Origin of the sequence: Candidatus Zymogenus saltonus (assembly GCA_016929395.1) — a bacterium.
Classification (GTDB): domain Bacteria; phylum Desulfobacterota; class Zymogenia; order Zymogenales; family Zymogenaceae; genus Zymogenus; species Zymogenus saltonus.
The window spans coordinates 1-23231 of the sequence record JAFGIX010000054.1; the positions used below are offsets into that span (position 1 = coordinate 1).

Consider the following 23231-nt stretch of genomic DNA (forward strand, 5'->3'; position numbering starts at 1 on the left):
CAAGACAGGCCAAGAAAAGTGGCGGTTCAAGACTAGCATTGGTGTATACTCTTCTCCCTGTGTTGTGGACGGTGTGGTCTATTTCGGGAGTGGTGATGGCTTTCTCTACGCGGTGAAATAAGACAAATCTTGTAAAATTTACTCATAAGGGGTAAAAAATGAAAACTGTAAAAGTAAATTTTCTTTTCATTATTACAGCACTTTTGTTTCTATCCCCAATGTACGTTGCTTCCAAGACAAAGACCATAAGCGGGACAATCGCCTCGGTCGAGGCGGGAAACGGGAGCGTGGGGACGACCATAACAATCAACCTCGGTTCCAACAATAACCTGAAAAAGGGCGACCTGGGATGGGTAAGCAAGGGGGATGAAAATATAGCTTATATCAAGATAATAACGGTGGGCACAAACTCCGCCGCTGCTGTTGTTACCGCCCATGAAAACGTGGTGAAGGTAATGTCCGGGCTTCCTGTCCACTTTAAGGTGGAGGTGACCGAGGCAAAGCCGGAATCGAAGCCGGATAAAAAAATTGGGGAAAAACCAAAAGAAGCACCGATATCAAAAACACAGGGAAAGATATATCCGTACATGCCGATGTTTCGGGGGAACCCCGCCCGCACCGGCACGTGGATAACCAGGGGCGTTCCCGAAGCATCAGAAGTCCTCTGGAAGTTCAATACAAATAATCATGTTATATCTTTATCTCCTTGTGTTGTGGACGGTATTGTTTACTTCGGGAGTATTGATGGTTTTGGTTTTCTTCATGCTGTGGATACGAAGACAGGTCAAGAAAAGTGGCGGTTCAAGACGGGTACTATAGAATCCTCCCCATGTGTCGTAGACAGTGTGGTCTATTTCGGGGGGGATTATCATCTCTACGCCGTTGATGCCAAGAAAGGTTTTGAGAAGTGGCGGTTTAAGACTAGTGGTTATGTAGAATCCTCCCCCTGTGTTGTGAATGGGATTATCTATTTCGGGAGCAATGATGAAAATCTCTACGCCGTTGACACGAAGACAGGTCAAGAAAAGTGGCGGTTCAAGACGGGTAGTAGTTTTAGAGACTCCTCCCCATGCTTGATGGACGGCGTGGTCTACTTCGGGCGTGATGCTCTCTACGCTGTGGATGCAAAGACGGGGCAAGAGAAGTGGCGGTTCAAGAGGCCTGAATGTTTATATTCCTCCCCGTGTGTAGTGGACGGTGTGGTCTATTTCGGAAGCCAAGATTCCAATCTTTACGCCGTGGATGCAAGGACGGGTCAAGAGAAGTGGCGGTTTAAGACTGGTGGTTATGTATATTCCTCCCCCTGTGTTGTGCACGGGGTTGTCTATTTCGGGAGCAATGATGAAAATCTCTACGCCGTTGACACGAAGACAGCTCAAGAAAAGTGGCGGTTCAAAACGGGTGATAAAGTATCCTCCTCCCCCTGTGTCGTGGACGGTACGGTCTATTTCGGGTGTTGGGATGGTCATCTGTACGCCGTGGATATCAAAACAGGCCAGGAGAAGTGGTGGTTCAAGACGGGTTATAGAATATACTCATCTCCCTGTGTTTTAGACGGCGTGGTCTATTTCGGGTGTGCTAATGGTTTTCTATACGCGGTGAAATAAGGAGACGTATTAAGAATTTTGATTTTCTAATTTTTACAGTGAGGATAATATTAAAATGGACTTTCGAAGATTTTTTCTAAAAATATCCCTGTCCGTTCTTTTTATCTTCCTCTCGGCATCTCTCGTGTTTGGACAGGATTTAATCCACAAGAACGGCAAGGCCGAAGTCTATCTGCTCCCCGACAAGGTCGAGCATCGGGTAAAGGTGAAAAAGCTCATCGCAAGTGCGGTGATCCACGAAGAAATCAAACATGCCGATGTATTTTTAGAGCTATTTCTTGAAAATGACGGTAAAGTGGATTTCGTTGAGGTCAAATTTTTTGGCAATGAGTATACGGAAGAACAGAAAAAGGCGTGGAAAGAGCACATCCAGACAATGCCTGCATCATTTCATCACGTTGAGCTGGCGGAAGTTTTCACCATCCCCAACACGAGGATGGCGAAGGTATTGGGAGGCCACTACAAATATTCTGTAACCATCATCAACAATCAAAAGGCCGCCGGGGAAGTAGTCACATTTCTGACCTTTATACCATCTGAGCTCATAGATATTGTCACAAGCCTTACGATGCCCGAGCTTGGTATCGAAAGCATCGTTATTTCCGAAGGCAATTTCAGCCATGTAATTCCGCTGGGGAAAAAGCTCACAGAGATACCCGCCGTTCCAACGGAGGTCGACCTTAAAAACATAGGCATACCCGCCAAACCCACGATTACAGTAACGATAGATAAAAGCGGGAAAAACGAGATAGCGATGGGAGAGAAAATATCGCCGGAAATTGTCTATTCACCGGCCTCCTCCGATCTGACCGGAAAATCGCTTGTCATGGAGATTGTAAAAATCGAGATATTGCAAGATTATGCCAATGAGTTCACGCCTGGGTATACTCTAAAAAAAGGTCACATAAGCTACTCCAGAAGAAAGACCATCGAAGAAATTACCCTCTTAGACGCAACCGAGCTGAAAAAGCTAAATCTAAAACCGGACGATATTATCAAAATAGTGCCGACAAAGGAATTCGTATTCAACAGCCCGAGAAAGCATGAGATCATTGTAAAAGTAGATAAGGCGGAAGCCAAAACGGATTTTATGGTGAAAGCACCGGAGGGACCAAGCCCTTCCATTACGATGTCTCTGCCGCCCACGACGGAGGAAAAGCCGCCCACCGTTGCCGAGAAGCCGAAAGGCCCGGATATATCGTCTATATTGACCGAGTCTAAAGACACACAAAAAGACACGAATCTCCCGTCGATTCTCAAAAAGACGGATACGGAATCCGGGGTGCCAATTACCGCGGGACCGGTGGGACTCTCCTATACAGTCCTTTTGATGGATGTCAGCGCCAGCATGGGAAGCAAGAGCAAGATATACCAGGCCATAGATATTGCCACGGACTACGTCAACAAGGCGGGGCCGAAGGACAGGATCGCGTTGATGAAGTTCAACAACAGCTCCAGGCTCCTTCACGATTTCAATGAAAAGAGAGGTATCATAATTAGTTCCTTACATCGTTTAAAACCCGGCGGCGGCACGGCCTTGCGAGACGCTCTTTTGGATGCCATGAATGTTCTAGACAATGCGCCGGGGGGAAGAAGGATCGTCTACGTCATAACCGATGGTATTGACACGGCAAGCACCGCGACGATAGATCAACTCAAGTTCAAGGCAACCACTCTCGGTGTGGAGATAGAAACCGTTCCCGTGGGATCGGACGCAAAACTGGATGTGCTGAAATCAATCTCGGGGATATCGGGAGGCTCAAAGACTAAAATATTGGAAAAAAGGTAGAATATTTAAATATGTATAATGGAAAAAGGAGTTAATCGTGAAATCAAGGTTTTCCTATTATGGCTTGGCGCTATTAATGTTTCTGTCATTTTCGAGTCAGATTTTCGCCAATGAGCTAAAGATTATACCAAAGAGCGGTTCGGGGCTTTTTCAGAGGGATCTAACCGGTATAAAAGTGACCCTCGACGGGGCAAGTGTATACAGTGGTATTTTGGATGATGAAGGATTGGTGAAAAGTTCAACCGGGAAATCAATTAATATTAAGCCGGGCGATTATACCCTCTCATTTACACTGGATGGATATAAGCCCGCGAAGTTTGAAGTTATAATTCCCAAGACGCCGGAAGGATTGCCGATTCTGACAGTAAGCAGGGAGATATCTCTGATAAAACTGCCTCCACCACCTGTCGAGGAGAGAGGTCCCGCACCAAGATTTAAATCCTTTATGGAAGACGAAGAATTCTGGGGATATGTGATGGTTATACTTCTCCTGTTGATTGCGGTGCTTGTTATCGTATTGTTGTTTATACTGATGCGAAGGAGATCATTATACATGGGAGGTGCGGCAGCTGCCAAGGATAAACCAAAGCTAAAGGCTTCAAAGACAAAATCCAAAGCACCGCCGGCTGAATATGATGACGGGCCTATTGCTTCCAAAGAGCAGCGGTTTACGGGCAAGCGTTTCGGGAAATATCTGGTAACAAAGACTATAGCCAGGGGCGGTATGGCCTATGTTTTGGAGGCGGAGTTTGAAAAAGGTGGGGGCACTCAGAAGGCCGCCCTCAAGATACCTTACGAGAATTATCAGGAAGATAAGGAGTTTGTCAATCGTTTCAACCAGGAGGCCGAACTGGGAGATATCCTGTTTCATGAGAATATCATTCAGTTGTATGAATATGGGAAGGCCGAAACGGGGACGAAGTTTATCGCTATGGAATACGTTGACGGGACTGACCTTAGAAAGCTCATCGAAAAGGAGGGCATATTGGAGCCTGAGCGATCCGCGAAGATAGTCATGGACGTTGCGAAGGCGCTTGATTATGCCCACAGCCAGAACCCGCCGGTGTACCACCGCGATATCAAACCCGAGAATGTCATGTTTAAAGACAAAAAAGGTCAAAGTCCCGCAATATTGACCGATTTCGGAATCGCCACGCAGGGGGGCACCATGGGAACCGGAAAGGCGTTGATCGGCACCGCCCTCTATTCATGCCCCGATGCCGCAAAGGGCCATCCCGTTTCACCGGGGTATGATATCTACTCGCTGGGCGTGGTTTTCTACGAGCTGTTGACCGGCGAGGTGCCGTTCAGCGGGCCTGATTTCTATACCATTATGCGGCGGCATGAGGAAGTGGAACCGAAGCCTCCGAGAGAGATAAATCCTGACGTGCCGGAAGAGCTTGAAGAGATAGTATTGAAGATGATGGAGAAGGACCCGAAGAAGAGATACAAAAAGGTAAAGGAGTTGTTGGTAACGCTGCGAGATTACCTCAACAGGTAACAAGAAATTTTACCATAGGAGGAAAGGGAAATGAAAAAGGCTTTATTGTTTGTGATTCTTCTATTCGCGATGGCAGTTGTAATAATGCCTTTATATACTGAGGCAACTACAAAGACCATAAGCGGGACAATAACGGTCGTGGAGGGCGGAAACGGGAGCGTCGGGACGACGATAAGGATAAATATCGGCTCCAGTAAAAATATCAAAGAAGGCGACCTGGGCTGGGTGAGCAAAGGTAGTGAGGTGATTGCGTATATTAAAATTATATCTGTGCACAGTAATTCGGCAATAGCTATTGTGACGACCCATCAGCACGTAGTGAAGGTGACTGCTGGGCTGCCGGTGGGGTTTAAGGTGGATGTAACCGAAACGAAGCCGGAGCCGAAGCCGGAGCGAAAGCCGGTGAAGAAATATCCCGTACAACCGGAATTTGTCATCAAACCCCAGTTTGATGATGCCGGGTCTTTCAGCGAGGGCCTGGCTCCGATAAACATCGGCGGCAAGAGGGGTTACATAGGCAAGACCGGGAAATATGTCGTCAACCCGCAGTTTGATGATGCTGGGAGTTTCAACGAGGGCCTGGCTCAGGTGAAAATCGGTGATAAGTATGGCTATATCGATAAGACCGGGAAGTATGTTATTAACCCTTATCAGTTTGATGATGCCTACTCATTCAGCGAGGGCCTGGCTTGGGTAGAAATCGGAGGGAAGAAGGGCTACATCGACAAGACAGGGAAACTAGTAATCAAACCCCAGTTTGATGGAGCCTATCCTTTCAACGAAGGCCTGGCTACTGCATGGATCGGCGATAAGGAGGGCTACATAGACAGGACCGGGAGATATATTATCAAACCGCAGTTTAATTTTACCCGGCCTTTCAGCGAGGGTCTGGCTTTTGTTCGTATCGGCGACAAGGGCGGTTGCATAGACAAGACCGGGAAATATGTTTTTACCACGCAGTCTCTTTATGTCGGGGTTTTCAGCGAGGGTCTGGCTACGGTGTTTAACGGCAGCAAGAGAGGTTACATAGACAAGACCGGAAAAATTGTGATAACCCCGCAGTTTGAAGGGGTTGGTAATTTCAGCGAGGGCTTGGCTCGGGTAGAAATCGGTGGCAAGTACGGCTATATCGACAAGACCGGGAAGATTATCGTCAACCCAAAGTTTGATGATGCTTTAGGTTTTAGAGAGGGCCTGGCTTTAGTGAAAATCGGTAGTAAGTGGGGTTACATCGACAAGACCGGGAAGTATATCATCACCCCGCAGTTTGAAAATGCCGGTAATTTCAGAGAGGGCCTGGCTCCTGTTAAAATCGGCGGCAAGTACGGCTATATAAAAAATCCGTTGAAATAATTTCAGATTTTTTGAATTACAAGAACAGGAGAAATATATGAAATCGATTAAGATATTTGTCCTTCTTGGCATTATTTCTATCTTGGTTCTATCTCCAATGTACGTTGCTTCAAAGACAAAGACCATAAGCGGAGCGATAACTTCGGTTGAGGCAGGGAATGGGAGCGTGGGAACGACTATAAAGATAAATATTGGTTCCAGCAAAAATATAAAAGAAGGCGACCTGGGCTGGGTGAGCAAAGGCAGTGAGGTAATTGCGTATATCAAGATAATATCGGTGCACAGTAATTCTGCAATAGCCATTGTCACAACCCACCAGCACGTGGTGAAGGTGACGTCTGGCCTGTCGGTGGGGTTTAAGGTGGAAGTAACTGAGACAAAGCCGAAAAGTGACAAGGAAAAATCTGAAGAGTGGTTTAAAAAAGGGAGAGAACAACATAAAAAGGAACACTATGAGGAAGCTGTTCGATCTTTTACAGAGGCAATAAAAATAAACCCAAATTATGAAGAAGCATACAAAAATAGAGCTTATTCATACAGTAGAATGAAAAAGTATACTCAAGCAATATCTGACTTTAAGAGAGCTTTGGAAATTAATCCGAACAATGAATATTACTATTGGGTTTTAGCCGTAACATATAAAAACTACGAGGGAACGTGGCACGGAACAGCCAAGGACTACTTACGAATAGGTTGTGAGCATGGTGATAGTAATTGTTGTAGAAACTATCATTGGCATTTAGAAGATCCAGGAAGTTATGAATAAGCAAATAGGGGAAAAAGATGAAACCAATAAAAGCATATATACTTTTTACTATTATAACCTTCTTGATTCTATCTCCAGTGTATGTAGCTTCCAAGACAAAGACCATAAGCGGAACGATCACGGCCGTGGAGGGTGGAAACGGGAGCGTGGGAACGACGATAACGATTAACCTCGGTTCCAACAATAACCTGAAAAAAGGCGATTTAGGTTGGGTTTCAAAGGGTGATGAAAATATAGCTTATATCAAGATATTGTCTGTCGAAAATAATTCTGCAATAGCCATTGTCACGACCCATGAGCATGTGGCAAAGGTCACTTCGGGGCTGAGAATCAGCTTTAAAGTGGATGTAAAGGAGGAGATTATACCGGAAAAGAAAACTGTTTCAAAAATTAAAGAACCGACTTTTCTGTGGCGATTTGGCAGGTTTAATATTGCTAATGTACCAGAAACTGTAAAGCCTCTTTTTTCTAATGGGACTATCTATTTTGGATCCTCTGAATTGTATGCCCTTAACTCAATGACGGGAAAACAATGTTGGAAATTTGACAAGGATGTGTTTGAAAGTAGCATTTTTCCTATAAACTCACCAATGGTTTATAGTAATACACTTTATGTATGTAACTCGTTTTCAATATGCGCTTTCAATATTGACACAGGGTATCTTTTTTGGGCGAAGCAAACCGAACAAGTCTACGATGGCCCCCCCGTTTTTATTGATAATATGTTATTTTATAGCGTAATTCATCAGGGTATTATAGCAAGAGATGCCAGAAGCGGCAGTTTGCTTTGGAGATATAAGACTTATGAAAGTATCTATAATGCCCCGATTATTTTTGATAGTAAAGTATATGGCTGGGATCAAGAACAAGTATATTGTCTGAATTCAAAAACAGGAAGTTTAATATGGAAAAAGAAGGTAAAACCGAGAACAGAAGAAGTAGTGAATTACAAAAATACACTTATCATTCCCTGTGTTGAAGGACTTTTTTGTCTGGATAAAGATTCTGGAGAGATTGTAAAACAGCAACGATATCCTTCTAATTTTGGTTTTGGGGATTTTTTTAGAGCACATTCTGTTATTAATGGGAGTAATGTGTTCTATAACATCGAGAGCAGTTTAATATCAATAAATCTTGATTCCGGAAGGGTCAATTGGGAAGCGAAGTTAGAAGGTTCTACAAGATTTTCAGCTCCAGTGTTGTCGAAAGGCAGGGTATATATTGGAGATAATGATGGTTATGTGTATGCTTTGGACGCTTACTCGGGAAAAATATTATGGAGGTATACAGAAGAAAATATTAAGGAAGTTTATGGATTATGTGTGGAAAATAGTATTCTATATTTCATTTGTGTTGAGGGATTAAAACACACATCGGTAGATGGTTGGCTTTATGCTATCAAAATTCAATAACCTCAAAATACGAGACAGAATAAATGAAAAATACTCATACCCTACCTATAACCTTTTCATGGAGAACCGATACCGGCAAAGTCAGAGAAAACAATGAAGACAGCTTCCTGGCCTTAAGACAAGCCGGTAAAAATCCCCTGAACATACGCTCCGTCCTCATTGTTGCCGATGGCATGGGCGGACACGTTGGCGGAGATAGGGCCAGCAGTTCCGTGGTGAGATTCGTTGATGAAATTTTCAAACCGAAGAGCGTCAGCAAGCTCGACAAATTTATCGGTAAAGAAGATAAGGCGATTGTATCGATAATAAAAGCTGCGGATAAAAGAGTTAGAGATCTTTCTGGAGGGGATACACACAAAGCCCCTGGCACTACCTTTACCGGGGCGTTCATAATAGACAATAAGGCATTGATTGGTCACGTTGGGGACAGCCGCGCTTATCATATCAGAAACGACGAAATTGTTCAGGTTACCGAGGATCACTCCTACGTGGCGAGCCTTGTGCGGGATGGAAAACTCACTCCTGAAGAGGCGAAGGATTTCCCTCATAAAAACGTAATCTTAAAGTCATTGGGATCGGGCGAATCTCTGAAAGTTGATCCGCCGAGAAAAATCAATCTCTTGGATGGAGACATTTTGCTACTCTGTTCCGATGGCCTTTGGGATCTCGTGTCGGATACCGAGATATTGTCGATTATCCACAAATCGAAAAGCATAAAGATAGCAAGTGACAGACTCATAAAGCTGGCAAATCATCGTGGTGGGCACGACAATATCACGGTAGTCATGGCGGAATTCGGCCAATTAAAGAGAAACCCAAAATTATTCAGTGATTTAAAAGAGCTCCCACGCATTCAACCATTGAGCAATAAAAACTTCAGAAATCTTTTGAAAGGGATTTTGGTGCTTCTCTCAATCTTGCTTGTTTTTATTATATGGCAAATCGTAAAGGATTATAGGGGAATCGAAAAAAATGTAATGCCTCGTGCGGGGCAATCGACATCAAAGCCATTGGGAGATATCCCTTAGAATTAGGACGATGTGGGGGGAACATAGAGAATATAAAAATACCAATTCCGATAGTCCAAATTTGAATTAAGTAAATTGTGAACGAGTATCCATTTTTTTAATTGTCGGAGTAAAAGATCATGCCTATTTGCGGTAATTGTGATTACAAAAATCCAAAAGATGCTGAATTCTGTAAGAAATGCGGGGCGAGGTTAAAAGGAGACGAAGATCCTTTTGTTGGGACGATCATTGAAAAACGATACGAGGTGCTCGAGAAGATAGCTGAAGGTGGGATGGGAACGATCTACAAAGCTCATGACAAAAGGCTTGATATAACCGTTGCTCTGAAAATACTTCATCCGGAGCTCGCTCGCAACAAGAAATTTCTTTCCCGCTTTGAGAACGAGGCGAAGACCGTCGCAAAACTGAGACACGAAAATATTGTCTTGGTAAACGATACCGGCCCTGTCAGGGATACCTATTTCATCTCGATGGATTATGTTGATGGAGATGACCTCGTGGAGATCATCAATGACAGGGGGCTGTTGTCTATTGATGAGGCCTTCTCCATCGCCTCGCAGGTGGCCGAAGGGCTGGCCTATGCCCATTCCAAGGGAATCCTTCATAGAGATATCAAGCCTGCCAATATCATCATAGACAGGTCAGGAAAGGCGGTGATTACAGATTTTGGGATATCCAAAGCATTGGGTGAAAAGGGTCAGACAACTACCGGGACATCTATCGGCACACCGGAATATATGAGTTTAGAACAAATCAAGGGGAAGAAGCTCGATGGGAGGACGGATATCTATTCGTTGGGAGTTGTGCTTTATGAGATGCTGACTGGGAAATCTCCATTTCGCTCAGATACAGGAGTGTCCGCCATCGCCAAGATACTGAGTGAAGAAGCGGAGCCAATAGAGAGTCTGCGTCCCGATATTCCAGGCTGGGCTCTAGGGCTGCTCGAAAGGGTGATGGAAAAGGATCGGGAAAAGAGAATCGAGACAGCAGATGAATTTATTACTGTAATAAAGAAAGAATCTGAAAAAGAGACCAAAACCTCCGAACCAAAACCAAGAAAAGCTGATAAAAGCAAAGCTCCTACAGCCCCGGACCTAATTAAGAAGAAGAGGAAGGATAAAGTACAAGAATTGAAACTAAAGCTAAAAACCCAAAAGCATGCCTTCCCACGTAATAGAAAACTTGTTATTGCAGCGCTGTCAATTCTCATTGTTATTGGTATATCAATAGCCTTATTTCCCTTGGTGCATACATGTTCAAGTATGAAGAGTGTAGATGATTACGATGAATTAAAATCAGGCCTTTACAGAGTGATGATTAAAGATAAATGGGGTTATGCCGATGATAAAAAGGTGATGGTAGGTGAAGGATTCTTCCATATAATTATTGAGCCTCGATTTGATGAAGCTGGTGATTTCATCGATGGTATTGCAGTGGTGAAGATGGGAGATAAGTATGGCTATATAGATAGAAGGGGATATTTCATCGCAGATCCTCGTTTTGATAAAGCTGAAAATTTCAGCGAAGGATTAGCCGAAGTAATGATCGGTGATAAATATGGCTACATTGATAAAACGGGAAAATATGTAGCTGAACCTAAGTTTGATTTTATTGGTGATTTCATCGACGGTATTGCAAGAGTCAAGATTAATAATAAATATGGCTATATTGATAAAACAGGAAAATGTATAGCTGAAACTAAGTTTGATTTTATTGGTGATTTCATCGACGGTATTGCAAAAGTCAAGATTAATGATAAGTATGGCTATATTGATAAAACAGGAAAATATATAGCTGAACCTAGGTTTGATTTTATTGGTGATTTCATCAATGGCATTGCACGAGTAAAGATCAATGATAAATATGGCTATATTGACAAAACATGGAAATATATCGTAATCCCACGATTTGATAAAGCAAGTGATTTCGAGGGTGGTAGGGCGAAAGTGGAATCAGGGGGGAAATGGTGGTATATAGACCAAACTGGAGAACTAATCAAGGGAGAATGCCATTCAACGGAATCATCTGCATTGGGGTATCTGTCAGGCCCCGGAGATTCATGCAAATTTAGGGTACCTGTGTCGCGGAAAGAGAACAAACAATCCCCAATTAGATTTACTTGTGAAAACAAATCAGAAGATTTTTGGATTAGATTTATACATTCCGGCGGCAAGGAAACGAAATATTCTTTGAAAAAGTATACATCATTCTCGGCATGGGATTCAAGTGGTTACGTAAATATATTAATCTATTCAAATTCAGGTTCCGGAGATTGGAAATGCAATTGGTAATAACGTTAATGGAATACAAAATGCCCATAAAAATGTTTCATTGCAAAGAGTTTTTCTTATTGTTTATACCTATTCCAAAGTTTAATTGAATTTTTCTAATTCAGTTATCGAGTACTGATAGATAATCTCAATAATAGGAGAATAAAATATGAAAGAGAAATATAATCGCAAAGCCATTTTCCCCTTGTTTGGAACTTTAACAATTTTTTTTGTTCTCTCGATCTTACCGTGCCTTTCGGCCGAAAAAACTTCTAATCCATCTTCGAAATCACCTTCATCAAATATTGGCGTTGTGACCTTATCCCAGCTCAACCTCAAAGACTATCCCACCATCACTGCTTACCTCTCGATTACCGATCCCGATGACAGGCCGATTAACCTCATTGATATAAAAGACCTCACGGTTACCGAAGAGGAGAAACCCGTAGGAGACCTCAAGATAATCGAGGCCGATCCTGTGACTGACCCACTTTCGGTGGTTCTGGCTATCGATATCTCCGGGAGTATGGCGGGCAAACCACTGGAAAAGGCAAAGAACGCCGCAGAGGCCTTCGTAAATCTACTTGAGGTGGGGGACAAAGCCGCCATCGTCACATTTGATCAGGATGTTTATCAAGATATGCCCCTCACGGATGATAAAACTGCATTGGTCAATACAATCCGTGGCCTCAAATACAAGGGAGATACCGCATTGTATCAGGCAATCATCGATTCGGCCGATGTATTAAAGGATGCACCCGATGGAAGGCGAATCGTGATTATCCTGACCGATGGGAGAAACGATAAGGCCAACAGCACCTCCACCAAGGAAGATTCGGTCAGTGCGGCGGGTGTGGGCAGGGCAGTTGTCATTACCGTGGGTCTGGGAAACGAGATAAACGCCGATGTGCTAAAATATATTGCCGAGGAGACGGGCGGGAGATTTTTCTTTGCCCCGAAGCCGGAAGACCTAAAGGAGATATATGAGCTTATCTCCGACCAGATACACGCCCAGTACCGCCTATCTTTTACATCCCCCTTTCCCGAGCGCCCCGATCGGGTTGTCCTTTTTCACACCATCGATGTGGGCCTTCGTTACGGTGGCGAGAAGATCAGTGGAACAAGAGAATTTTTGGCCTCCACCAACCCCCCACCCAATACCGGGATACTTCTCGATTATCAGAAGAAAAATGTGGCGGAATCTGAATGGCAGGCTATCTTATACACGTTGATTGCTATCGCCTTTGTGTTGCTGGTGGTGATATTGTTGGTTTTGATACTAAAGGCGGTGAAGGCAAGGAAGTAGGAGTTTTTCCTAAGAGACAATTTCATACCAAAAAATTGGAGGTGCTTTCCATGAAAGGAAAAAAATATTCATATGTACTGGTCTCTTTGCTGGTTTTTGCTTTCTTGATATCGCTTTCCACATTTTTGATGGCAAAGACGGAGACAAAGAGCGGGACAATTATTTCTGTAATAAGCGGGGATGGTAGCAAGGGAACGGTTATAAAGATAGACCTTGGGTACAGTGATAAGCTCAAAGAGAAGCAGCTGGGCTGGGTCACAAAAGACGGCGACGCGATTGCGTATATTGAGATCGTATCTCTCGAAAGCCATAAGGCCGTTGCTCTTGTAACGACCCACGAGAACGTTGAGAAAGTAACAACTGGGTTGTTGGTAAGCTTCAAGGTGGAAGTGTCCGAGACAAAGCCGGAGCCGAGGCCGGAGCGAAAACCGGTGAAGAAATATCCCGTACAACCGGAATTTGTCATCACCCCGCAGTTTGATGATGCTGGGAGTTTCAACGAGGGCCTGGCTCAGGTGAAAATCGGTGATAAGTATGGCTACATCGATAAGACCGGGAAGATAGTAATCAACCCGCAGTTTGATGGTGTCTGGGATTTCAGCGAGGGCCTGGCTAGTGTGAAAATCGGTGGTAAGTGGGGCTATATAGATAAGACAGGAAAGTATATCGTCAACCCGCAATTTGATTATGCCGATGTTTTCAGTGAGGGGCTGGCTTTGGTGAAAATCGGCGGCAAGTGGGGCTATATAGATAAGACCGGGAAATACGTCATCAAACCTCAGTTTGATCGTGCCAACCCTTTCAGCGAGGGACTGGCTCGTGTGGAAATCGGCGGCAAGTACGGCTTCATAGACAAGACCGGGAAGACAATCATCAACCCACAGTTTGACCAAATCTATGATTTCAAAGAGGGCATGGCTAATATGAAAATAAGAGGTCTAAAGTCAGGCTTTATCGACAAGACCGGGAAATATGTAATCAGCCCTCAGTTTAATTCTGTTCGTTTTTTCAGCGAGGGGCTGGCGATGGTCGTTGTCGAAGGGAAGCGGGGCTTCATAGACAAGAGCGGGAAGATAGTCATCAACCTGCAGTTTGATGATGCAGATTGTTACAGCGAGGGCCTGGCTTGTGTGAAAATCGGCGGCAAGTGGGGCTATATAGATAAGACCGGAAAAATTGTCATCACCCCGCAGTTTGATAGATCCGGGTCTTTCAGAGAGGGGCTAGCTATAGTGAGAATCGGTGAAAAAAGAGTCTACATCGACAAGACCGGAAAGTATATTATCAATTTGCAGTTTGATGGTTACGGGCATTTCAGCGAAGGACTGGCTCAGGTGAAAATCGGTGATAAATGGGGCTACATAAAAAATCCGCTGAAATAATTGCAACCCTTTTTGAATTACAAGAACAGGAGATATATATGAAATCGATGAGGATATTTGCCCTTCTTGGCATTATTTCTATCTTGGTTCTATCCCCAGTGTACGTTGCCTCCAAGACGAAGACCGTCAGCGGAATAATCACCTCGGTTGAGGCCGGGTCTGGAAGCGTGGGAACGACGATTAAGATAAACATCGGCTCCAATAAGAAAATTAAAGAAGGCGACCTGGGATGGGTGACAAAGGGTGATGAAGCTATAGCTTATATCAAGATCATTTCAATTCATGGCAATTCGGCTGTTGCAGTTGTGACCGTTCATCAACATATTGAGAAGATAACATCAGGATTGTCGGTCCATTTTAAAGTTGATATCCACGATCCAAAGCCGAAACCTAAACCTGATACAAAAGCTGAACTCATTACTAAACTTGGTTTCACAGTGGAGAATGTAACAGACAGTATAGCAAAATATCTGGGGCTTCCAGATACTAATGGTGTTATCATAACTCATGTAAAGAGTGGAAGTATTGGTTCAAGATTAGGATTAAAGAAAGGTTTTATTATACAAAAGTTAAATGATAGCAAAATAAGAAACACAGCTGATCTTAAACAAGCAATAAAAAAGGTTGAAAAAACTGGTAACTATAGATTCTCAATATGGCATGACGGGCATTCTGTCACTTTTGTTTATAATGACCTAGAAAAAGTAAAAAAGGATTTAGATGATGAAGGTTATATAGGAGTTGTTGTTCAAAAGATAAATACAGAAATAGCAATGTCGTTAAAAATGGAGAATCCAAGAGGTGTGTTAATAAGCGGAATTGAACCTGGGAGTCCTGCGGATAATGTAGATTTAATAGAATGTGATGTGATAATTAAATACAATGACATAGAAGTAAACGAGCCTTCAGATCTTGTAAGACTTGCATCGAACTCAAAAATTGGAGAAAGAGTTTATATAACAATAATAAGACATGGAAAAGAAAAAGTTGTTTCCTTAAAAATGGCGAATAGAAAATGGTATCTTGGTTCATCTAAAAGTAAAAAAGGTTTTCTTGGAGTGGATTGTAAAGTGATTTATTCTGATCCTTTTGGTCCTTTTACTAAATCTGGTTCAATTAGGTTTGAAATCACAGGGATATTTCCTGGGAGTCCTGCAGATAATGTAAACCTTCAGAGAGGTGATATTATTTATAAATTCAATAATAAAAAGATTGAAAGCAGTGATGATTTCAAAACATTGGTTGCTAATACAAAAGTTGGCGAGGGAGTGGTGGTCAATATTTTAAGAGAGGGTAAAAAGGTAGACATATACGTGAAGATCGGGAGAAAACCTGAATAGTCAGACTTCCGAATCATTAAATTGAAAAAGTTACGATTTCCCAAAATTGTATAGTCGTATTAGTTACGGGTTGTATTAACAGTTTGCCTCCCTGAGAGATGTTATCAATTTACTCTTCTTAGTATACTTCCCACCTTATTTACCATGACCTTGCCCCCCAAAACGAGTCAATTTTAGAGTTAGAATTTGAGGTAAAATAGGCTCAGAAAGGAGGGACAAGGCAATATCAAGAAAACGACTTGCCGTAGAACAGATCATCAGCAAACTGAGAGAAGCAGAGATGGAACTGTCTCAGGGGTTAAACGTAAGAGAATGGATACATCGAATCTTTCAATGGGAAATTTAGGGACGAATTGCTGAATGGAGAGATATTTGATATACTGCAATATACTGCAATATACCACAGTAAAAAAGTTGTCACTTTTTGCCGCAAATGCAATATCATCTAGTAACTCGACTATCTGGTCTTCACCCCATATATAGGGTCGCTGATAGTTTGGAGTCTTAAACCACTTACTGAAGGCGTCTCTAATGAATATCTTTTCAATTTCGATTTTCGTTTTTGGCATTTATTTCCTCTTCTTATTCTCTTGCAGCTTCCCCTATCATCCCCTCAAAAAGTTTCCTCTTCAACATCGCATTGACCTTCGGGTCGTTCATCTTCTTATAGAGGTCAATCTTGGTGTTCACAAATTCTAGAAGCAAATCATCGAACACCTTGTCAAACTTGTATTTCTTGTTCTCTTTGGTATTGTTTCCGCTCAAAACCGCTTGAAGCCCCTCATCTCCATTGAGTTTCTCTTGAATGCGTTCTAGGTCAACTTTATCCTCATCGGTTAGATCGACTCCATAGGTTTCGTTGAGAGTTTTAATTATTAAAGATAGGAGGTCTTTTTCACCTTTCTCATGCTTTACCTTTCCGTTACTCCATGTTACTACTCCATCCTTTTCTTCAGGTTTCGGACTTCCATTGAATGTCTTCTGTATTCTAAAGGAGTCTAAATCAACCGCATCCCGAATCTCGTCTGGGTAAATCGGCTTTCTCTTCGGCAGTTTCCTGTTGAGGTTTTTCCCGAATACGTATAATTTCTCCCATTCGATGTTCTGGAAGATGATAATTTGTGAGATAAATCCATACAGGCGGACAAACCTCTGCAGGATTGACCGGAAGTCCTCCCGCTCTTCTTCAGTTCGCTCTCTCCATACTTCCACCACCCTATCAAGAATCGGTTGCATCCTTTCGGGTGGCTCCTTTGGATTGAAGAATATCTTGGCAAATTCCTCAATATGTTCTTTGGTGAATATCCCGAATTGCTCCAACTCATCTTCAAGGTTGTGGAGCTTATTGGGATCGATTTCTTCCTCAAGGAAAGTCGTCTGGTAATAGGGTTGGAACGCATCCCGAATCTCTTCCGCCTCGTTCACGAAGTCAAGGATGAAGGTCTCAGACTTACCCCTCAACGTCCGGTTGAGCCTGCTCAACGTCTGCACCGCCTGAAGCCCACTCAACTTCTTGTCTACATACATGGTGTGGAGTAAAGGCTCATCAAATCCGGTCTGGAACTTCTCGGCGACAATCAGTATTCGGTATTCGGGTGTCTTATAAGCATCCTGAATTGCCACCCTCGGTGGAAGCCTGTTAAGGCTCGTCTCGGTGTATTCTTCCGGTGAGTCGGGGTCTTTAACGGTTCCAGAAAAGGCTACCAGCGGTTTGTAGGGAAGGTTCATTTCCTCCATTACTTTCTTGAACATCAAGAAGTATTTTACCGCATGGAGCCTTGACCGAGTCACCACCATAGCCCTTCCGCGACCCTGAATGGCTCTTTCGGTTTTTTCAAGGAAGTGATCCAACATTATCCGAGTCTTGGTCTCAAAAGTATGAGGTTGCAAGTCTACATAGGAGACTAAAAGACGTTTTGCCTTCTTTGTCTCATACTCTTTGTCGGTTTCCACCGTCTTCACCAGCTTGAAATACCTTTTATATGTCGTGTAGTTCTCAAGAATATTGAGTATAAATACCTCTTCAATCGCCTGCCTCATGGAATAGATATGGGTTGCCACGAAACTGCCGTCTTCGAGTTTTTGCCCGAAAAGCTCAAGCGTTTTATTCTTTGGGGTTGCGGTAAAGGCAAAGAAAGAAATATGTGGCTGTTTACCCCTTGCTCGAATTTCTTCGATAATATTATTAATCTCGTCTTCAGGGTCAAAGTCATCCCTGTCCTCTTCTTCCGCCTGTTCGAGGTTAACGGAAAGAGTCTTCTTCAGGTGCTTCGCCGACTCTCCCGACTGGCTCGAATGAGCCTCGTCGAGGATCACGGCGAACTTATGACCAGCTAGTTTATCCGTACTTTCTGAAATGACTGGAAATTTCTGGAGCGTGGTGATGATGATGTCCTTGCCTAATCCAAGGGCGTCCCTCAACTGAGCGGAGTTTATGTCTATCGGATTGACTACCCCTGTCGTTTGCTCAAACTGCTTGATGGTGTTCTGGAGCTGCCTGTCGAGAATCTTCCGGTCGGTAACAACGATGATTGAATCGAACATCCTTTCCTTGTCCGTTTCTTTCCTATAGAAACTAGCAAGCTTGTGGGCGAGCCATGCAATAGAGTTTGATTTACCCGACCCCGCCGAGTGCTGAATCAGATAGTTATGGCCAACACCCTGCTGTCGGACGGCAGTCAGAAGCGTCCTGACGGCATCCAACTGGTGATATCTCGGAAAGATAAGGGTTTCGTATTCCTTCTCAAATAATCCCTTTTGCTTATCAAACTTCTTCTCGGTTATCTTCTGAATGTGGAGGTAGCTCTTCAATAGCTCAAGCAGCGTATCCGGCTGGAGTATGTCTTCCCACAGGTAGGCCGTCTTGTGGCCGTTGGGATTGACCGGATTTTCAGTTCCCTTGTTGAAGGGCAGAAACCTTGTGCCGTCTCCCTGCAACCGTGTGGTCATGAAGACCTTTTCGTTGCCAACGGCAAAGTGTACCAGGCACCGCTTAAACTGGAGCAAGGGTTCCTTCGGATCACGGTCTGTCTTGTACTGTTTAATGGCGTTTTCAACGAATTGGGCGGTGAGCGAGTTCTTCAGTTCCGCCGTGATGATGGGGATGCCGTTGAGGAATATAACGACATCAATCGTCTTCTCGTTTCTCTTGCTATAGGCAAGCTGTCTGACGATTGAGAACCTGTTCTGTTCATAGAGCCTCCGATGCTCCGGATTCATCCCGCTCGACGGCTTGAAGTATGCCATGCGGAAGCTCGCTCCCCTGTCCTTGAAACCCTTACGCAATACTGCAAGCGTTCCCCTGCTCGTGATTTCGTCAGAAAGACGCCTGCAGAGTTTTGCGGGAGTGTCCGCCCCGTACTGCCTTTCGAGCTTCTCGTATTCCTTTGGCTGGGTGGATTTAACGAAGTCCAGCACCTCATCGGTAATGAGACACAACGATCTGTCGTATTCTTCGGACAGCCGTTTGAGGTATCCGGTGGAGAGGAGGTGTTCTTCGATATGCTCTTCAAAGTCCTTCTCAAGATATGATTGCGGTGTCATCAGTATTCCTTATTAATCCCAACAGCCGATAGAAATAAATTCCATAGTCATCTTTCCGCACTTCGGGCAGAGGTACATAGTGTCAGGTAATTCAAAGAAATTGTCATCCTCAAGACGCCAGTCAAATATAACATTGTCTTCTTCTGATGAATCAATGGGAGCATGAACAGAAGGGTCGTCATAGAATATTACCGGCCTTTTGCAGTATGAGCACTTTGGGTTATCCTTTAGGTAGTTCTTGACGAACAGCTTCCTGCATTTAAGGCATATTGCCGGAGCGCCACAGTACTCTGTAAAATTCAACATCCCGCCGCCTGCAAAGATTTCTTCGCTTTCAAAGCCGCATTCACATTTTGCTTGAAATACTGTTCCCATATCACTGCCTCACATCAAATTTGCCCGTGACAACATCTGAGATAATGGATGTTTTATATTCATTGAGCATTTCTATTGATTTTTGATGTTGCTCGATGAGATTGTAAATTTCTTTTGTTTTATTATCCAAATATCTTGAAATCTCATTTTGTTCATTTTGATTTGGCAGCATAATTAACAAATTCTTTATAAAGTTTTCTGGTATACGTTTTTGACCTGCAGCACCTGTCATGAATGCTTCACCTATTTTACGAAAAGAATCTTGTCTGGTGAGGTAAAATATAAACTTAGAATCAACATATTCAGAAGTTCTAAGAACATGTAGCTCAGTTGTGCCAAAACCGATACCATTTTTAAGTTCTCTTGCCAGAGCACCCTTACCATTTTCAAAACAAGGAGTTATTTTTGCAATTAATACATCACCATCGCCGAAATAAGTATAGCCTTCCCATACTTCATCTAATAGTCGAAAATCTTCTAAATAAAGCTCTCCTTCTTCACCAATCATTTCCATTGGCAAAAATGACACTTCAGTATCTTTTGGAAAATGGGCAATTTCTTGTTTACTTGGATTTAATTGTACAGCAAATCGCATTCGCTTCACTCCCCAACCCTCCGGTATCTCGCCAATCCACTCGATGCCGGAATCCTTCATCTTGGCGCTGGGATTGAGGCCTTTTGTGACCGCATGGGTGATGACGGCGGTGCGGTATTCCTTCAGAAGCTCTATTAGCCTCCGCTTCTTATCGATCAGGTTGTCTATCTGCAGGGTTTTTCGGTCGAGAAAATCGGCGATGGAGGTTTGTTCTGGTAAAGAGGGGAGTGTCAAAGGATAGTCGCAAACTTCTGGTTTACCTATATTATCTTGTGCTCCACCTCCACATTCATAGTCTATATGCCTCTTAAAAAAGTGGGAATCAATAACATACTTTAAGAAAGCTTTAGTTGTCACTTCTTGGGGACGAACAATAGCAACACGCTGATTTAATAATGCATCTTCAGTCAAATTAAATACTGCAGTCTTACCGATTGTCGCACCTGTTAAAGCAAGTAGTATATCACCATACTCAATTTTGAATTCGGAATGGCTCTTGAAAAAGCTCTTGGGCACCTTTTTTGTTTGGGATAAGTCTATATCCCTTTTTATATCCCCAATCCTTATAATTGCAATTCCTTCATCTACGTATGAATCCGAGTTAAATGCGAATCCATTTTTGAATTGGCAAAGATATTTTAGTCGTTTCTTTTCCCAATGTTCTGGTATCTCCCCCAACCACTCGATACCACTATCCTTATACGCCGGATAACGCTTCATGGCTCCAGTATCTCCTTCAGCAACCCTTCCGTTTCCGCCTCCAGAGCCAGGATGTCCGCCTTGATTTCATCCAGTGAGCGAAGCGGCTGATATTTGTAGAAATACTTCGTAAAGCTTATCTCGTACCCAATAACGTCCCTGCTTCTGTCCATCCACGCATCGGGGACATGGGGTTTCACCTCCCGCCTAAAATATTCGTCTATACTCTCCTTCAACGGCACCTTCTCGTAATCCCTCAAGGACGTATCTGGTTTGGGATTACCTCTGGCATCCTTGACAACCTTACCCTTTTCAAGCAGAGGACGCTCTACAGTTACCTTTGTATATCCAAAATCACTGTTATCAAATATCTTGCACTGTTCTCCCTCCTGAAAGGCGGTGTAGATTTCGGTTATCTCAACTATCTGGTCATCATGAATGTAGTTTCTTTTGTTCCCCAGACTCTTCTTCATCTTCTGATAAAAATCGACTGCGTTGACAAGCTGAACCTTGCCCTTTCGTCTCGCAGGTTTTTTGTTTGTGACAATCCAGACATAGGTGGCGATTCCCGTGTTGTAGAAAAGCTCGGTGGGCATGGCGATGATGGCTTCGAGCCAGTCATTTTCGATAATCCACTTCCTGATATTGCTCTCCCCAGAACCTGCATCGCCCGTGAAGAGGGGGGAGCCGTTGAATATGATGGCGATTCGGCTTCCCTTCGGCTCCATCTTCGAGATCATGTGCTGGAGAAAGAGCATTTGCCCGTCGCTTATCCTCGGCAGTCCGGCATGAAATCGCCCGTTTGGGTTGCTTGATTCATTGGTGATGAACTCCCGTTCCTTCTTCCAGCTCACCCCAAAGGGGGGATTGGTGAGCATATAATTGAATCGCCTTCCTTTGAAGTTGTCATCGGAGAAACTCGTACCGAGTCGGATATTATCTGCTTCCTCCCCCATTATGAGTACATCAGATTTTGCGATGGCGAAGGTCTGGTCGTTCAGCTCCTGACCGAACATAACGATTTCGACATCGGGGTTGATGTTCTTCTGGATGTATTCCTTCGAAAAGGTCAGCATACCGCCCGTCCCGCATGCAGGATCAAAGACCGTCCTGATAATCCCCTTTCCCTTCAGCTCATCGCCATGTTCGGCGAACAGCACATTGACCATTAAACGGATCACCTCACGAGGGGTATAATGCTCCCCTGCGGTCTCGTTCGACATTTCTGAAAACCGACGGAGCAACTCCTCGAAGATATACCCCATCTCGTGGTTGTTCACGACCTTGGGATGGAGATCGATTTCGGTGAACTTATCGACCAGCATGAACAGCAGATTGTTTTTGGCAAGTTTCTGGACGGTTTTGTCTATTTTAAAATTCTCGATTATCTCCCCGACGTTGTCGCTGTATCCGTTGATGTAGTTGTTAAAGTTCAGCTCGATGTTTCCCGCATCTTGTGCAAGCCTGTAGAGATCAAACACGGAAGTATTGTAGAAGTTAAGCCCACCTGCAGCCTTGAGCAAGACCTGCTTGAGGTCGGGAAGCTTGTCCTTGAACTCATTGTACGTATGAATGACGGAATCTTTACGCTCTTCCAGGACACAATCCAGCCGTCTAAGCACAACGAAGGGAAGTATAACATCGCCGTATTCGTGCTGCTTGAACGAACCCCGAAGAATATCATCAGCGACCTGCCAGATGAAGTTTGCCTTTTGCTGGAAGTTGTTCATTGAGTTGAACCTTCAGAATTATTACTCGTTTTGGTCAATTAGATTAAATGGATTTAGTCTTTTAAAGAAGATTATATATTTATTTCTTACTTCGACTGGTTTTCGGGTCTGTCATCAGAAAAACTGCCAGTAGTATTTCTGACTAACCGAATCAAAAGAGGTAATGCTACTTTGCTTAGTAATATTAGCTTTTATAGGATAAAAAGTAAAGATTTTTAGCAAAGGTATTTTTTAAAGTTGATTTTTTAATGCCCAAGTCGGCAATTAATAAATAGCCTTGTGCTTTGATAATAGGGGAGGTAAAAAATAGAGCGATTTGGTATTAGAGATGAAAATAGAGGGTCTGCGTTATATTCATTATCATGTGTTGTTCAAGAAAGTCTTTTTACGAATCCCAACGATAATAGAAAAAATAAAACAAAATTGAAGTATAGTTCAATTTGTAACAGTATTTTCAGAAATTATTTTTGGAATTGTCTTAAAATACATTTTCCGCAGATTAGGTAAATTATACTTGACGGTATAATTTAGATAT

At 43.4% G+C, this 23231-nt stretch carries 17 protein-coding genes and 1 pseudogene; 13 read left to right on the plus strand and 5 right to left on the minus strand.

Translation table 11 applies throughout. The annotated features are described in order from the left end of the window. The 9 genes from JW984_10430 to JW984_10470 form a co-directional block, all read left to right on the plus strand. Positions 1 to 121: PQQ-binding-like beta-propeller repeat protein (locus tag JW984_10430; GenBank protein ID MBN1573600.1), on the plus strand; the 121-nt coding region annotated here is incomplete at its 5' end. 37 nt (positions 122 to 158) lie between these two features. Then, positions 159 to 1607 carry a PQQ-binding-like beta-propeller repeat protein gene (locus JW984_10435; GenBank protein ID MBN1573601.1) on the plus strand — a complete coding sequence of 483 codons (1449 nt, stop codon included), beginning with the start codon at positions 159 to 161 and terminating at the stop codon, positions 1605 to 1607. Between the two features lie 55 nt (positions 1608 to 1662). Continuing rightward, the gene (locus JW984_10440) at positions 1663 to 3396 is read left to right on the plus strand and encodes a VWA domain-containing protein (GenBank protein MBN1573602.1); all 1734 of its coding nucleotides are present in this window, start codon (positions 1663 to 1665) and stop codon (positions 3394 to 3396) included. Between the two features lie 37 nt (positions 3397 to 3433). Next, positions 3434 to 4897: a serine/threonine protein kinase gene (locus tag JW984_10445; GenBank protein MBN1573603.1), complete on the plus strand. Its 1464-nt coding sequence runs from the start codon at positions 3434 to 3436 to the stop codon at positions 4895 to 4897. Positions 4898 to 4927: 30 nt separating this feature from the next. Next, positions 4928 to 6250, plus strand: a complete 1323-nt coding sequence (locus tag JW984_10450; GenBank protein MBN1573604.1) for a WG repeat-containing protein — start codon at positions 4928 to 4930, stop codon at positions 6248 to 6250. 37 nt (positions 6251 to 6287) lie between these two features. Continuing rightward, complete coding sequence (locus tag JW984_10455) at positions 6288 to 7016, plus strand: tetratricopeptide repeat protein (protein MBN1573605.1); 729 nt, start codon at positions 6288 to 6290, stop codon at positions 7014 to 7016. Between the two features lie 17 nt (positions 7017 to 7033). After that, positions 7034 to 8428: a PQQ-binding-like beta-propeller repeat protein gene (locus tag JW984_10460; protein ID MBN1573606.1), complete on the plus strand. Its 1395-nt coding sequence runs from the start codon at positions 7034 to 7036 to the stop codon at positions 8426 to 8428. Positions 8429 to 8451: 23 nt separating this feature from the next. Next, on the plus strand, positions 8452 to 9456 hold the full coding sequence (locus JW984_10465) for a serine/threonine-protein phosphatase (protein ID MBN1573607.1): 1005 nt from the start codon (positions 8452 to 8454) through the stop codon (positions 9454 to 9456). A gap of 119 nt (positions 9457 to 9575) precedes the next feature. Continuing rightward, positions 9576 to 11747 carry a WG repeat-containing protein gene (locus tag JW984_10470; protein ID MBN1573608.1) on the plus strand — a complete coding sequence of 724 codons (2172 nt, stop codon included), beginning with the start codon at positions 9576 to 9578 and terminating at the stop codon, positions 11745 to 11747. Between the two features lie 81 nt (positions 11748 to 11828). Here JW984_10470 and JW984_10475 read toward each other — a convergent pair whose 3' ends face one another. Continuing rightward, a complete protein-coding gene (locus JW984_10475; GenBank protein ID MBN1573609.1) occupies positions 11829 to 12059 on the minus strand; it encodes a hypothetical protein in 231 nt (76 codons plus the stop codon). Here JW984_10475 and JW984_10480 point away from each other — a divergent pair. The 4 genes and pseudogenes from JW984_10480 to JW984_10495 all read left to right on the plus strand — a co-directional run bounded on the left by JW984_10480 (position 12040) and on the right by JW984_10495 (position 16128). Further along, a complete protein-coding gene (locus JW984_10480; GenBank protein MBN1573610.1) occupies positions 12040 to 13032 on the plus strand; it encodes a VWA domain-containing protein in 993 nt (330 codons plus the stop codon). The two genes, JW984_10475 and JW984_10480, sit on opposite strands and share 20 nt — an antisense overlap. 50 nt (positions 13033 to 13082) lie before the next feature. Further along, positions 13083 to 14414: a WG repeat-containing protein gene (locus tag JW984_10485; GenBank protein MBN1573611.1), complete on the plus strand. Its 1332-nt coding sequence runs from the start codon at positions 13083 to 13085 to the stop codon at positions 14412 to 14414. A gap of 38 nt (positions 14415 to 14452) precedes the next feature. Beyond that, positions 14453 to 15754, plus strand: a complete 1302-nt coding sequence (locus tag JW984_10490; protein ID MBN1573612.1) for a PDZ domain-containing protein — start codon at positions 14453 to 14455, stop codon at positions 15752 to 15754. A gap of 308 nt (positions 15755 to 16062) precedes the next feature. Beyond that, positions 16063 to 16128 (plus strand): annotated as a pseudogene (locus tag JW984_10495) (transposase). Positions 16129 to 16336: 208 nt separating this feature from the next. On the opposite strand, the gene JW984_10500 reads toward JW984_10495, so the two are convergent. Genes JW984_10500 through JW984_10515 form a run of 4 tightly spaced genes read right to left on the minus strand, consistent with a single transcriptional unit; the run spans position 16337 to position 22696 of the window. Then, positions 16337 to 19297, minus strand: coding sequence for a type I restriction endonuclease subunit R (locus JW984_10500; protein MBN1573613.1), 2961 nt, complete (start codon positions 19295 to 19297; stop codon positions 16337 to 16339). Positions 19298 to 19309: 12 nt separating this feature from the next. Further along, complete coding sequence (locus JW984_10505) at positions 19310 to 19672, minus strand: hypothetical protein (protein MBN1573614.1); 363 nt, start codon at positions 19670 to 19672, stop codon at positions 19310 to 19312. A gap of 1 nt (position 19673) precedes the next feature. Continuing rightward, positions 19674 to 20987, minus strand: a complete 1314-nt coding sequence (locus tag JW984_10510) for a restriction endonuclease subunit S (GenBank protein MBN1573615.1) — start codon at positions 20985 to 20987, stop codon at positions 19674 to 19676. Next, positions 20984 to 22696: an SAM-dependent DNA methyltransferase gene (locus tag JW984_10515; GenBank protein MBN1573616.1), complete on the minus strand. Its 1713-nt coding sequence runs from the start codon at positions 22694 to 22696 to the stop codon at positions 20984 to 20986. The genes JW984_10510 and JW984_10515 overlap by 4 nt, the downstream gene beginning before the upstream one ends. Positions 22697 to 23231: the final 535 nt, after the last annotated feature.